Source organism: Luteimonas sp. gir (assembly GCF_037198055.1).
Lineage (GTDB): Bacteria > Pseudomonadota > Gammaproteobacteria > Xanthomonadales > Xanthomonadaceae > Luteimonas > Luteimonas citri_A.
The window spans coordinates 394,758-407,672 of record NZ_JBBAXQ010000002.1; the positions used below are offsets into that span (position 1 = coordinate 394,758).

At 70.7% G+C, this 12,915-nt stretch carries 15 protein-coding genes; 4 read left to right on the top strand and 11 right to left on the bottom strand.

The genetic code is table 11. From position 1 onward, the window contains the following. Positions 1 to 8 precede the first annotated feature (8 nt). The gene (locus WAF18_RS05380; protein ID WP_337244216.1) at positions 9 to 2,315 is read left to right on the top strand and encodes a DUF1631 family protein; all 2,307 of its coding nucleotides are present in this window, start codon (positions 9 to 11) and stop codon (positions 2,313 to 2,315) included. Between the two features lie 39 nt (positions 2,316 to 2,354). Here the strand turns inward: WAF18_RS05380 and WAF18_RS05385 are convergent, their stop codons facing one another. From WAF18_RS05385 to WAF18_RS05420, 8 genes are all read right to left on the bottom strand, one after another. Next, entirely contained in the window at positions 2,355 to 2,774 is a 420-nt protein-coding gene (locus WAF18_RS05385; RefSeq protein ID WP_337244375.1) for a DUF3106 domain-containing protein, read from the bottom strand. Between the two features lie 36 nt (positions 2,775 to 2,810). Continuing rightward, the gene (locus tag WAF18_RS05390; protein WP_337244217.1) at positions 2,811 to 3,200 is read right to left on the bottom strand and encodes a hypothetical protein; all 390 of its coding nucleotides are present in this window, start codon (positions 3,198 to 3,200) and stop codon (positions 2,811 to 2,813) included. Then, a complete protein-coding gene (locus WAF18_RS05395; RefSeq protein WP_337244218.1) occupies positions 3,197 to 3,811 on the bottom strand; it encodes an RNA polymerase sigma factor in 615 nt (204 codons plus the stop codon). Before WAF18_RS05395 ends, WAF18_RS05390 begins: the two co-directional genes overlap by 4 nt. Before the next feature lie 203 nt (positions 3,812 to 4,014). Beyond that, the gene (locus WAF18_RS05400; RefSeq protein ID WP_337244219.1) at positions 4,015 to 5,412 is read right to left on the bottom strand and encodes an NAD(P)(+) transhydrogenase (Re/Si-specific) subunit beta; all 1,398 of its coding nucleotides are present in this window, start codon (positions 5,410 to 5,412) and stop codon (positions 4,015 to 4,017) included. After that, the gene (locus WAF18_RS05405) at positions 5,409 to 5,930 is read right to left on the bottom strand and encodes a hypothetical protein (RefSeq protein ID WP_337244220.1); all 522 of its coding nucleotides are present in this window, start codon (positions 5,928 to 5,930) and stop codon (positions 5,409 to 5,411) included. The genes WAF18_RS05400 and WAF18_RS05405 overlap by 4 nt, the downstream gene beginning before the upstream one ends. After that, the gene (locus tag WAF18_RS05410) at positions 5,927 to 6,226 is read right to left on the bottom strand and encodes an NAD(P) transhydrogenase subunit alpha (protein WP_047138234.1); all 300 of its coding nucleotides are present in this window, start codon (positions 6,224 to 6,226) and stop codon (positions 5,927 to 5,929) included. Before WAF18_RS05410 ends, WAF18_RS05405 begins: the two co-directional genes overlap by 4 nt. Continuing rightward, positions 6,223 to 7,338, bottom strand: coding sequence for an NAD(P) transhydrogenase subunit alpha (locus WAF18_RS05415; RefSeq protein ID WP_337244221.1), 1,116 nt, complete (start codon positions 7,336 to 7,338; stop codon positions 6,223 to 6,225). Before WAF18_RS05415 ends, WAF18_RS05410 begins: the two co-directional genes overlap by 4 nt. Before the next feature lie 130 nt (positions 7,339 to 7,468). Beyond that, on the bottom strand, positions 7,469 to 8,218 hold the full coding sequence (locus WAF18_RS05420) for a sulfite exporter TauE/SafE family protein (RefSeq protein ID WP_337244222.1): 750 nt from the start codon (positions 8,216 to 8,218) through the stop codon (positions 7,469 to 7,471). Positions 8,219 to 8,310: 92 nt separating this feature from the next. Here WAF18_RS05420 and WAF18_RS05425 point away from each other — a divergent pair, with 92 nt between their 5' ends. Beyond that, complete coding sequence (locus WAF18_RS05425) at positions 8,311 to 9,216, top strand: LysR substrate-binding domain-containing protein (protein WP_337244223.1); 906 nt, start codon at positions 8,311 to 8,313, stop codon at positions 9,214 to 9,216. Between the two features lie 21 nt (positions 9,217 to 9,237). Here the strand turns inward: WAF18_RS05425 and WAF18_RS05430 are convergent, their stop codons facing one another. Both WAF18_RS05430 and WAF18_RS05435 read right to left on the bottom strand, forming a co-directional pair. Then, positions 9,238 to 9,705, bottom strand: coding sequence for a DUF2269 domain-containing protein (locus WAF18_RS05430; RefSeq protein WP_337244224.1), 468 nt, complete (start codon positions 9,703 to 9,705; stop codon positions 9,238 to 9,240). Continuing rightward, positions 9,686 to 10,960, bottom strand: coding sequence for an SDR family oxidoreductase (locus WAF18_RS05435; protein WP_337244376.1), 1,275 nt, complete (start codon positions 10,958 to 10,960; stop codon positions 9,686 to 9,688). The genes WAF18_RS05430 and WAF18_RS05435 overlap by 20 nt, the downstream gene beginning before the upstream one ends. Between WAF18_RS05435 and WAF18_RS05440 the strand changes: the two genes are divergently transcribed. After that, a complete protein-coding gene (locus WAF18_RS05440; protein WP_337244382.1) occupies positions 10,892 to 11,431 on the top strand; it encodes a hypothetical protein in 540 nt (179 codons plus the stop codon). The genes WAF18_RS05435 and WAF18_RS05440 overlap by 69 nt on opposite strands. A 55-nt stretch (positions 11,432 to 11,486) precedes the next feature. Here the strand turns inward: WAF18_RS05440 and WAF18_RS05445 are convergent, their stop codons facing one another. After that, on the bottom strand, positions 11,487 to 11,900 hold the full coding sequence (locus WAF18_RS05445; RefSeq protein ID WP_337244225.1) for a hypothetical protein: 414 nt from the start codon (positions 11,898 to 11,900) through the stop codon (positions 11,487 to 11,489). Positions 11,901 to 11,998: 98 nt separating this feature from the next. Here WAF18_RS05445 and sufT point away from each other — a divergent pair, with 98 nt between their 5' ends. Next, a complete protein-coding gene (gene sufT / locus WAF18_RS05450) occupies positions 11,999 to 12,550 on the top strand; it encodes a putative Fe-S cluster assembly protein SufT (RefSeq protein WP_183427614.1) in 552 nt (183 codons plus the stop codon). The last annotated feature ends 365 nt before the right edge of the window (positions 12,551 to 12,915 follow it).

Here is a 12,915-nt window from a genome sequence, read left to right on the forward strand (position 1 = left end):
CCCCCAAGATGACGCATCCCCACGACATCGGTCCGGCGCCGCCTTCGCGCCGACCAACGCCGGGCGAGCCCGAGGCGGTGTTCGACGCACTGCGACGCGACGCGGTGACGGCGTTGGGCGAGGTGCTGTCGACGCTGTGGGACGAGGTCGAGACACAAGTCGAACGCGATGCGCTTGGCGCCGCCGCCGACTACATGGCCGCACAGGACGCACGATTGGCTGCGCGCGCATTGCGCATGCGTGCGCCGGTGCTGGCGGCGAGCTTCCGTGCCGCGATCGAGGCGGCCTTCGAACGTTGGCGCAGCGCCACCCCACCGCGGCCGGCGCACGACGCGATGGCGCTGATGTCCGAAGGCCAGTTGGAACTGCATCTTGCGGTCCAACAGCAGGTCGACCTGCTCGAACACCAATGGCTGGGCCGGTTGACCGTGCTCGATGGCCGGATGGCGGGGCTGGCATCGCGCCTGGGTGTCGCCGATGGCGCGGCGCATCCGCTGCGTCCGCTCGTGCCGGTCCAGGCGTTCGCCGGTCTGCTCGATCCCGACGCGCTGCCGCGCGACCTGCGCACCCGGCTGTTCGAGCAACTCGGTGCACGACTGCCGGCGGTTCTGGCCGGGCTCTACGCTCGCGCCGATACCTTGCTCGACACCGCGTTCGGGCCGGTGGCCGCGACACCGGCCGCCGACCGTGGCGGTCGCGCGCCCGCATGGCAACCCGAGGGCGGGTTGGTCGAGGCGCGGGTGGATGCAGCCGACGCTGCGCGCACTGTCCGGCCTGCGCAGGGGCCGTTGTCTGCGGATCTGGCCCGGCTGCTGGCCGCCGGTGGTCCGGACACGTCTGATCCCGATCCGCAGGGCGCTGAGCTTGCGCTGGTGCGAGCGCAGTTGCACCGCTGGCGGGCGCAGCTCGCGCGTATGGCGGCGCCCCACTCGGAAGAGGCGTCCGCGCGCGATGTGCCGCCCGGTGCGACACCGGCCGTCGAGGCGGCGAAGCTGCTCAGCGTGGCGCGGTTGCTGCAGGGCGACGACCCCTCGCCGTATGCTCGGGTGCTGGCCGGCGACGACCGGAGGCGATTGGGTGAGGTGATCCGGCTGGAACTCGCGCGCGGCCTGCGCGGCGTCGGCGTCGATCCCGACCGCGCGCCGCTGAGCGGCGACGATGAGGACGCGATCGATCTGGTCGGCCTGCTGTTCCAGGCGCTGTTCGAGGCCAACGACTTGATGCAGCAGGCGCGCGATCTCTACGGCCGGCTGGTCATGCCCTGCCTCAAGGTGGCCTTGACCGACGAATCGATGTTCAGCCAGCGCGGCCATCCGGCGCGCCGGCTGCTCGATGCGGTCACCGAGGCCTGCGACGGCAATACCGGCGATACCGCGCTCGACCGCGACCTGCTCGAGCATGCCGGGCGGCTCGTCGACCGGGTCGTGGAGGAATACGAAACCGACCAGGCGGTGTTCGCGCTCGCGGCCGAGGAACTGCGCGAGCGCCTGGACCAGCAACGCCGTCGTACGGAGGTCGCCGAGCGACGCGCCGCCGAAGCGATCCATGGTCGCGAACGCCTGCAACAGGCACGCCGCGGCGTCGCCGATCTCGTGGCCGAGCGCATGAGCGCGCAACCGCTGACCGAAGCCGTCGCTCGCTTTCTCGACCAGCACTGGCGCCACCACTTGACCCAGACCTGGCTGCGCGACGGTCCCGATTCGCCGCGCCACCGCGCCGCGGTCGCGATCGGCGATGCGATGATCGGCATCGATCTCGACGCCGCCGCGGCCGATGGCGACGCAGTGGCCGCGTCCCTGCGCGCGCTGCAGGGGCCGCTGGCCGATTGCTACGCCAGCGGTGGCCTCGATGCGGCCGCCGCGCGCGAGGAGGTCACGCGCATCGTCGCCGCGCTCGCGCGTTGCGATGCGCCCCGGCGCATGCATACGCCGCTGCCGGAGGACGAGGCGCTGGACGAGCCGTCCGATCCGCTGCTGCGCCTGGTGGACGGCACTGCGACGCCCGCATTCGATCCGACCATCGCGGCACGGATGCGCCAGTTGCGCCCCGGCCAGGGCCTGCGGCTGATCGACGAGCACGGACGCCAATCGGTGGCCCGGGTGGCATGGATCAGTCCGCTGACGTCGCGGCTGCTGATCGTCAACCGGCGCGGTGTGCGTCGGATGGTCGTCTCGCCCGAGGAACTGGCCGCCTTGGTCGGGGCCGGGCGCGCGCTCGTGCGTTCGATCGATGCCCCGTTCGACGAGGCCATGAAGCATCTCTGGCAGCACTTGAGTGCGGCCAACGACGACGGCGACAGCATGGCTGTGGGCTGATCGCCGCGTCCGGCAGCGACACCCAGGCCGGAGTCGGTGTCAGTGCGGGGGCCTTGCCCCCTCGCGCGGCTCGGGTGCCGGATTGGCTTGCGCCCAGCGGCGGCGCTGTTCGGGCGTCATCTGTTGCCAGCGTTCGCGCAGCGCGGCGCGCTCGGCCTCGGGCAGCGTGCGCAGCCTGGTGTACAACGCGCGGGCTTCCTCACGCTGCTCAGGCGGCAGCCGCTTCCAGCTGTGCATGCCGTGGCGGGCGTGCTCGCGCTCGGCCGGCGTCATCGACTGCCAGCGCTGCGCATGGCCGAGCATCCGGCGGCGCTTGTCGGCGTCGGCGTCGTTCCAGCGATCGCGGATCGGCGCGACGAGTTGGTCGCGCTGCTCGGGCGTGAGCCGCTCCCAGTCGGGCAGGGCAGGACCAGGCTGGGCGGCCGCAAGGCCGATCGCCGACAGGCCGCCCAGCAACAGGAGCGCGCGTAGAAAGGGGGAAGACAGGCGCACGGGTCACTCCATCGCAAGCAAGGTGGACTCGTTCGCGGCGAGCCACAGGTAGAAGTCCGGCGATTCCTCATACGTCGCCAGGGCGTCGGCCACGCCGTCGTCGAGCGCGGCAGCGCCATCGGCCTCGGCCAGGACCGGTGCGGGCGTGGTCGTCGACGGTGCCGGTGGGGCGAGCGATTGCAGGCCGATTGCCAGCGCGAACAGCGCGGCGAAACCGGCTGCCGCCGGCCACGCCCAGCGGCGCCATGCAGGCGTGGCGGTCGTGGCGGCATGCCGCGCGCGATGCAGGCGCGCGGTGGTGCCGGCCGAGATCTGCGCCTGCGCATGGCCGTAGAGCGCACGCAGTGCGGCGTCCCCGTCTGCGGCGGTGTGCGGTTGATTCGGGTGGATCATCGAAACTCCTCCAGTTGCGTCTGCAGCGCCTCACGGGCACGGAACAGATGGGTTTTCACCGAGCCCTCGCCGCATCCCATGATGCGCGCGGTGGTCCCGACATCGAATTCCTCCAGCACCCGCAGCGTGAATGCTTCGCGCTGGCGGCGCGGCAGCTCACGCAGCGCCTCAGCCAATCGCTGCCAGGCCTCGCGGCCGTCGTGCGAGCGCGATGGATCGGGGCCAGCATCGGCCCAATCGATCTCCTCGCCCTCGGACGTACGGGCATCGGTGAGCCAGCTCAGCCGGAAGGTGCGCCGGCGCTGGCTGTCGACGATCCGACTGCGCAGCACGGTCCAGAACAGCGGCGTCCATTCCGACGCCGGCCGGTCGCGATAGCCCAGCATCCGGATCATCGCGTCCTGCACCACGTCGAGCGCGTCGTCGCGATGGCGCAGGCCGAGTTCGGCGAAACGGAACGCCCGACGCTCCACGCTCGCCAGGAACGCTTCGATTGTGGCCGGCGGCGCGGGGTCTGGCGCGGCCGTCGCCGCGGGCAGGGGAGCGCTCACCGGCGCCAGCCTACCGTCCACGGCATGCGTCTGCGGGTCGAACGGGAGGCTGCCATCCATCGTCGGGTCGTTGCGCCACGGGCGGGGTCGTCCTGAACAACGCCTCGTGGCGTCGACGGTTGACGCGGACCCGGCACATCGTTGGACGAGGCGCCACGGTTCATCGCCGATTGCGCCGGGCGGCTCGGCATGCGGCCATCACGACCTCTGGCCAGGTGTGCCGGTCGGGGCAGAAACGAACGGCCGCACGCCAACGGCGGGGGCTAATGCCCGCCGTCGAGCGCCTTGAGCTCGGTGACCAGGGCGCCGGCCGCCTCGGCGCCGTCGCCGTAGAGCATGCGGGTATTGTCGGCGTAGAACAGCGCGTTCTCGATGCCGGCAAAGCCCGTGCCCTTGCCACGCTTGATGACCACGACATGCTTCGAATCGATCACGTCCAGGATCGGCATGCCGTAGATCGGGCTCGCCGGGTCGGTCTTGGCGACCGGGTTGACGACGTCGTTGGCGCCGATGACCAGGGTCACGTCGGTGTTGGCGAACTCGGGGTTGATGTCGTCCATGTCGACGATCAGGTCGTAGGGCACCCCGGCTTCGGCCAGCAGCACGTTCATGTGCCCGGGCATGCGCCCGGCGACCGGGTGGATTGCGAACTTGACCTTGACCCCACGCTCGATCAGGCGCTGGCTCAGTTCGCGGATCTTGTGCTGCGCCTGGGCCACGGCCATGCCGTAGCCGGGCACGATCACCACCCGCTCGGCATAGGCCATCATCGCTGCCACGTCGCCGGCCTCGATCGGCTTCTGCGTGCCCTCGATCGCCTGGGCCTGCGCGCTGCCGCCGAAGCTTGCGAACAGCACGCTGCGGATCGAGCGGTTCATCGCCTTGGCCATCAGCCGGGTCAGCAGCATGCCGGCCGCGCCGACCATCGTGCCGGCGATCATCAGTGCCTCGTTGCCCAGCACATAGCCCTCGAAGGCCACCGCCAGGCCGGTCAGCGCGTTGTACAGCGAGATCACCACCGGCATGTCGGCGCCGCCGATCGGCAGCGTCATCAGCACGCCCAGCGCGAGCGCCAAGGCGAAGAACGCGGCGATCGCCGGCAGCTCAAGCGCATGCACGACCAGCCCGCCTACGATGAGCGCGGCGACGAACACCGCCAGGTTGAACAGTTGCTGCCCGGGAAAGGCGTAGCGCTTGTCCATGCGCCCGTCGAGCTTGGCCCAGGCGATCACCGAGCCCGACAGTGCGATCGCGCCGATCAGTGCGCCCAGCGTCGCCAGCACCAGCGGCACCGAGGCGGGTGCGCCGGCATGCTGCGACCAGCGCAGCAGCTCGACCGCGCCGATCGCTGCCGCCGAGCCGCCGCCCAGACCGTTGTAGAGCGCGACCATCTGCGGCATGTCGGTGATCGCGACTTTCTTGCCCGACACCCAGGCCAGCACGGTGCCCAGCGCGATCGCCGTCGCCATCAGGCCGAGGTTGTGCAGGCCGGGCACGAAGAACGTCGCCGCGGTCGCCAGCAGCATGCCCACGCCGGCCCACTGGATGCCCGAGCGCGCGGTCTTCGGCGAGGCCATGCGCTGCAAGCCGAGCAGGAACAGCGTTGCGGCGATGAAGTAACTTGCCGCGATCAGTCCTGTGCGTAGATCGAGGCCGCTCATCGTGTCGTCACCATCGTGGCGCCCGTCACCGGAGACGGGGTGCGGTCGAGTCGATGGTGCTCACGCATCTCCATCGCGGTCTTGAGCAGGCCGATCATCCCTAAGCCGAATGCGAGCAGGCCCAGCGACAACTGGCCGACCACCGGGTCGCCGGCCACATAGGCGCCGATCAGGCCCAGCGCTATCGCGCCGAGCGCATAGACGGCCAGCAGTCCCAGCATCCAGCGCCCCTTGCGCGGGTCTTCCCAGACCCGACGCGAGAATGCGTTCTGAGTCTTGGTCGGGTCCTGCAGCGACGACAAGCCGATGCCGATGCCGGCATGCAGCAACACCATGTTCGCCGCCTCGTAGACCGGCCCCCAGCCGGCCCGTTCCGAGGCGCCGGCGGCGAGGCCGGCGCGCACGGCGTAGTACAGCGCCACCAGCAATGCCGGGTACTGGAGGTAGCTCAGCCACTGGAACACGCTGCGGGCCGAGGGCAGGCGCCGCGACGGTGGAAAGACGGGCAGGTCGGTCACGGCGCGTCGCTCCGCTTGGCGGTGGGCTTGAACATCTCCAGCATCCGCTCGGTGACGACATAGCCGCCGGCGGCGTTGCCCGCGCCCATCAGCACCGCGAGGAAGCCGATCGCCTTCTCCAGCGTCGTGTCGGCATGGCCGAGCACGACCATCGCACCGATCAGCACGATGCCGTGGATGAAGTTCGACCCCGACATCAGCGGCGTGTGCAGGATCACCGGCACGCGCGAAATGATCACGTGGCCGGCGATCGCGGCCAGCATCACGATGTACAGCGCCACGAATCCATCGATCATGCGGGAGCTCCGGAAGTGGGGGCGGTGGCCGGTACCTGCGGCCACACCGTCCGGGCCAGCAGTTCGTCGGTCCAGTCGAACGCGAGGGCGCCATCGACGAGCAGCAGCGACACGAAGTGCTGGACGTTGCGTGCGTACATCTCGCTGGCGTGGGTCGCGCCCAGGCTCGCCAGATCCAACGGGCCTGTGACCGTGACGCCTGCGACCTCGACGGTCTGACCGGGAACGGTGACCGCGCAGTTGCCGCCGGTTTCGGCGGCCAGATCCACGATCACGCTGCCCGGCCGCATGCCGGCGACCATGTCGGCGTCGATGATCGTCGGCGCCCGCCGGCCAGGCACGGCGGCAGTGCACACCACGACATCGATGCCGGCCAGATGCGCGGCCAGGCGGCGTTGCTGCTCGGCACGCTCTTCATCGGTCAGGGCGCGGGCATAGCCGCCCTCGCCGGCGGCGCTCACGCCGAGGTCAAGAAAGCGTGCGCCCAGCGATTCGATCTGCTCGCGCGTCTCGGGCCGCACGTCGAAGCCCTCGACCTGCGCGCCCAGGCGCCGCGCGGTCGCGATCGCCTGCAGTCCGGCGACACCGGCGCCGACCACCAGCACCTTCGAGGGCCGGATCGTGCCGGCGGCGGTGGTCAGCATCGGGAAGAACCGCGGCGCCAAGTGCGCGCCGATCAGCACCGCCTTGTAGCCGGCCATGCCGGCCTGCGAGCTGAGCACGTCCATCGCCTGCGCGCGGGTGGTGCGCGGCAGCCGTTCGAGCGGAAAGGCGAGGAGGCCGTGTGCGCGCAGCGCGTCGGCGCGTGCCGGCTCGGCATCGGGTTGCAAGGTGCCGATCAGGGCGGCGCCCGGCTTGAGCCGGGCGATCGCGTCGGTCGGCGGCGCCTGCACGCACAGCACCAGGTCGGCCTGCGGCAGCGCCTCGTCGTCGACCAGATGCGCGCCGGCCTCGGCATAGGCGGCATCGGCGAAATGCGCGCCTTCGCCCAGGCCGCGCTGCGCGAGCACGGTGGCCCCGGCGGCGATCAGTTTCCGCACCGTTTCCGGCGTCAGCGCCACCCGGCGTTCGCCAGGCGCCGTTTCCTTCATCGCAAGCACGACGACCGCCATCACCACTCCCCGTGGGTCAAGGACACCGGACGATGCCGTCCGAACCGGACACGCTGTTGCCGGTGTCGATCCTAGCCTGAATGCTGCTGCAGGTCAGCGGGTGCGTGATCGATGGCGGCAATGCGATCGGTCAGCGCCAAGGGCGCGAGGCGAGTTCCAGGCCGAGCAGCAGCAGGCAGACCAGGAACCAGACGCGAAAGCGCGCTGGCGGGATGCGCCGGCGCAGCCGTCCGCCGAGCCACATGCCGGCCAGCGCGGGCACGACCGCCAGCGTCGACAGACCGGCCTGTTCGAATCGGAACGCGCCATGGGCGCCCAACCCGATCGCCAGCGCGAGCGTCGAGACCGTGAACGAGAGTCCCAGTGCTTGCACCAGCGTATCGCGCTGCAGCCCCAGCGCCTGCAGGTACGGTACGGCTGGAATCACGAACACGCCGGTGGCGCCGGTGACCAGCCCGGTCGCGAGACCGACCGTGGGCGACCACCCGCGCTCATGGCGTGCAGGCACGGTCAGCGGCGGGGCGAGCAGGGCATGGCCGGCGTAGGCGATGAGCGCCAGCCCCAGCGCGCACCCCGACCGGGTCGGATCGGTCGTGGCCAGTGCGCCGGCATCGGCGATTGTGCCGACCACGATGCCCAGCAGCATCGGCCAGAGCCGGCGTATCAGCGGTCCCAGCTCGGGGCCGGCAGCCAGTTGCCAGGCATTGGTCACCATCGAGGGCACCACCAGCATCGCCGCCGCCGCTGCCGGTGGCATGCCCAGCCCGAGCAGTCCCATGGCGATCGTGGGCAGGCCCATGCCGGTCAGGCCCTTCACCGCGCCTGCGAGCAGGAAGATGCCGACCAGTGCTGCGAGGGGGAAAGCGATCGCCATGTCCATGGCGCCATTGGGCGCCGGGGCGGGGCCGGGCACAATGCGGTTTTGACCGCGTGTCCCTTCGGATGGGCCGAAGGGCGCGTCCTGGAGGTCTCGTGCGAATCGACCTGTCCGACCTGCGCCTGTTCCTGCACATCGTCGATGCCGGCAGCATCAGCCAGGGCGCGGCGCATGCGCATCTGGCACTGGCCTCGGCAAGCGAACGGTTGCGGCGGATCGAGGCCGATGCCGGCATCGCCTTGCTCGAGCGGCACGCCCGCGGTGTCCGCGCGACCGAGGCCGGCGAGGCGCTCGCGCACCATGCGCGGCGCATGCTGCGACGGCACGGCATGCTGCGCGACGAACTGCAGGCGTTCGCGGCGGGCGCGCGCGGAACCTTGCGGCTGTACGCCAATACCGCAGCGGCGACCGGTTTTCTGCCGGAGGCGCTGGCGCCGTGGCTGGCGGCGCGTCCGGCAGTCCGCATCGAGTTGAAAGAACGTACCAGCGCAGAGATCGTGCGTGCGGTCGCCTCGGGCCGTATCGAGGCCGGTGTGGTCGCCGACAGTGTCGATGCCGGCGATCTGCATCTGGCGCCGGTGGCGGACGACCGACTGGTGCTGATCGTGCCGGTCGACCATCCGCTCGCCGCTGTACGCGAGGCGGCATTCGCCGATGCGCTCGCGTTGCCGTTCATCGGCCTGGCGCCGGGCAGTGCATTGCAGGATCACCTCGACGCGCACGCGGCGGACGCCGGACGCACGTTCGCGTTCCGCATTCGTGTCCGGACCTTCGAGGACCTGTGCCTGCTGGTCGCGCGCGGCGTCGGCGTGGGCATCGTGCCGGCCGGCGCCGCGCAGCGTTACCGTCGCCGCCATCCCCATCGCGCGATCGCGCTGCGCGAGCCCTGGACACGCCGCCGGCTGTGCGTCTGTGTCCGCGACTGGCGAGGCCTGGCGCCGCCGATGCGCGACCTGCTCGTCCATCTGGGGACCGGTCCGCCGCCCGACATCGACGGCTGACCGCCGCGGCGTCCGTGCCGTTCAGAGCACCGGCTTGGCGGTCATCAGGTAGAAGATCGCCAGGAACGAGAACAGCGCCGGCACGCCCATCGCCGCCCAGGCCCCCAGGTGCCGGTCGTAAGCAGGCGGCAGCGGCTGGCCGCTGGCGACGGCCCGCTGCGCGATGTCGCGCAGACGGATCTGGATGCCGACGACCGGCAGCCAGCACAGCCCGGCGATCACGAACAGCACGATCGACCAGTACAGCCACGGCGTCGACAGCGGAATGTGCAGCCGGTGCGCCAGATAGAGGCCGGTCAACGGCTGCACGACGATCGTGGTCGCCGTGAACAGCCAGTCGGCGATGACCACCAGCCGGGCCACCGCGGCGACCACCACCGGATCGCGCTGGCGGCTTGCGAACAGCAGGTAGAACGCCGTGCCCACCCCAGTGCCGAACAGGAACGTCGACGACAGGATGTGCAGGAACTTAACGAAGGCGATGTCCATCGGGGGCGTCCAGTTTCAGCAGGGCATAGATCAACGCGAGCACCGGCAGGTTCTTCAGCACCGGTCCATAGGGATGCGCCCAGTACTCGGGCAGCCAGAGGCTGATGACCAACGTATAGAACGCGATCAGCCCCAGTTGCGCGCAGTAGGCGGCGCGCCGCCAGCGGGGCCGCCAGACCGCCAGCCCGAGCAGCGCATCCAGCGCCGCCGCGCCGTAGAGCGACGGCAGGGCGAGCGCATCGGGCACGTGCGCGCGCTGCAGCAGCTCCACGCTGGCCTGCACCGGGTAGACGAAGGCCGACACCCAGGCGGTGACCAGCCACATCAGCGAGTTGGCCGTTCGCAGGATCGGGAGCAGCACGCGCAGGTGGGCGGCGCGGCGCACGTCGTCGCGCGCGCCGGGTGCGAGGAAGCGGGTCGCCGGGCGCAGCGGCCGGGCAAGCAACGCCTGCCAGGGGGCCGCGTCGCCATGATTGCCTGCCTCGAGCATGCGCAGCGCATCGGCCTCCAGGATCTGGGCAAGCCCCGGGATCGGCCAGCGCACCGCCAGCCGTACCGCCCAGGCCGGCGCGGGCAGCACGCGTAGCCGCTGGCCCATCTGCGTCGCCAGGGTCCGCAGGTAACCGGCGAACGTCAGCGGTGCGGGCCCGACCGCCTCGATCACCGCTGGCGGGTCGGGATGCTCGACCAGCGCGGTCACGCCATCGAGCAGGTCGTCGAGATGGATCGGCTGGACGCGCTGCCGGCCCCCGTCTGGCAGGGCGATGAGCGGTTGCGCAGCCAGCGCCAGGAACAGGCGCGTGCTCGTGCCGGACTCGGCGAAGACCAGCGACGGGCGAACCACGACACCGCGGCCGGGAAAGGCCGCCACGCAGGCATCGCCCGCCGCCTTGCTGCGCCAGTAGGCCGTCGCGGCCTGCGCGTGGGCGCCCAGCGCCGAGATCTGCACGATCCGTGTCACGCCGGCCGCTGCCGCCAGCGCGAACAGCGTGCACGGCCCGCTCACGTGCACCTGCTCGAAACTGGCCCCGTCCGTTTCCCGGAAGATGCCCGCGGCATTCACCACGACATCGACCGTCCGCAACACGTCCATCCACTGATCCTGGCATGGCCGGGCGAGGTCGAGCGCGACGCGTCGCCCGGGGCCGGCATCCTCCGTCACATGCCGCATGGCGAGGACCACCGCATGTCCTGCCCGCTCGAGCCGTTCCGCGATCGCACTGCCGATCAGCCCATTGGCGCCCAACACCAGCACGGTCAGCGGCTGCGCTGGCGTCTTGCCTTCGTGCGTGCGCTGCGTTCCGGGACTGCGGCCAGCCTGCTCTCCACCGTGGTCGTGTCCTGGCTCAGTCACCGGCGCACCCGCGCACCGGCTGCGGGAACCAACGCCACCAGCCAATGGGTCTGGGGACAGGCGGCGCATCGCCAGGACCGGCCGTCATGGGCGTACACCGGGGTGGGCTACGGCATTCATCATGCGTGTTCCCTGTTCTGGGCCTCGGGCTTCGAGTACGCCCGGCGCGGCCGCCGCACGCCGGGGCGGGTCGCCGCACTGGCGGCGGCAATGGCAGTGGCGGCGTATGTGGTGGACTACAAGGTCGTGCCGGCGCGCCTGTCGCCCGGATTCGACCAACGCTTGCGCGACCGTGACCTGTTCGCCGTGTATGCGGCGTTCGGGGCCGGTGTCGCGCTGCCCTGGTTGCTGAAACGAAGGGCCGGACGCTGATGCTCTCACGCTGCGCAGGCCGGTCTGCTTGCGTGTCCGACACCGCATCACAGGCCTAGCGGGCGAGGACCGCCGCGATCACCAGCCCGGCGCCGAGCCAGGCCAGATCGGCCGGTGTGTTGGCCAGGCCGGCGAGGGTCCAGGCGTGGTGCGGGCCGAGTTTGAGTGCCGACTCCCAGGGCATCAGCCCCATCGGGCGGGCGAGTTGGGTGGCGACGATGCCCCAGTTGGCGATGACGATCGCCAGCAGCGTCGCGGCTGTGCCCGCGAGCGCGCGCACCAGGCCGGGGCGGAGCCGGGCCAGGCGGACCAGCAGTGCTGCGTCGAGCGCGGCGACCACGGCCATCCAGGCGCCTTGCGCGCCCAGCGCATCGGCCAGCAGGATCCAGGCGGCGGCAATGCCGGCGCTGCCGAGCAGCAGCAGACCGATCGCCAGCGGCCAGCGCCGGGCGCGGGCGGGTTCGGACATGGAAGACAGCATCGCGGGAATGGTGGGTCAGCATACCGGCGGGCAGCGATACAATGACAGCCTTGTCGCGGCCACTTCCGGCCCTCATGTCCTGGGCCATGTACTCCCGCAGCAGCGAACCCGTCCGTTTCGAACGCGATTGCGAAGCCGTCCTCGTCCCCCAGGGCGAGGAAGTGACGCTGCCGGCGGGCAGCGCCGGCTACATCACCCAGGCACTGGGCGGCAGCTACACCGTATTCGTCGAGGGCAATCTGTTCCGGATCGCCGGCCGCGACGCCGATGCCATCGGCAAGGAGCCGCCGGTGCCGCTGGAACTGCCCGACGACGCCGACGATGCCGCGGTCGAGCGCATGGTCTGGCACCAGTTGCGGACCTGTTTCGACCCCGAGATTCCGATCAACGTCGTCGATCTGGGCCTGGTCTACGAGGCCGTGGTGATTCCGGTCGACAACGGGCACCGCAAGGTCGAGGTGCGGATGACGCTGACCGCGCCGGGCTGCGGCATGGGCGAGATCCTGGTCGACGACGTGCGCAGCAAGCTCGAACTCATCCCGACGGTCGACGAGGCCGATGTCGAACTGGTGTTCGATCCGCCGTGGAACCGGTCGATGATGTCCGAAGCCGCGCAACTCGAGACCGGCATGCTCTGACGGCGCCGACGCGCCGTCCATCGTCACAACCCCGCATGGCGGGCAGCGGCGCCGGGCGTGCTGCTGCGTGCCGGTGAACTCGACGATCCGCTGCTGAAGGCCAGCCCTGTGGGTCTGCCGCGCCCATGCGCGAGCGCGTTCTGCCGATGCCCGCGCGCGGTGCATGACACCTGCCCGCGCGCCCCTCGCAGCCGTGAGGTTTTTGGGGCCGCTCACGTGGCTGAACGCTGAGTATCATGCAGAAGTGTGATGTTAATCGCATTCATTAGCGAAAAATTAATGGAAACCGCCATTGCGCGCGAACATGACTGTCGCGTAGCGTCAGTTTGCGGTCAGTTTCGTCATGTCCGCGTTCGTTGCGGGTC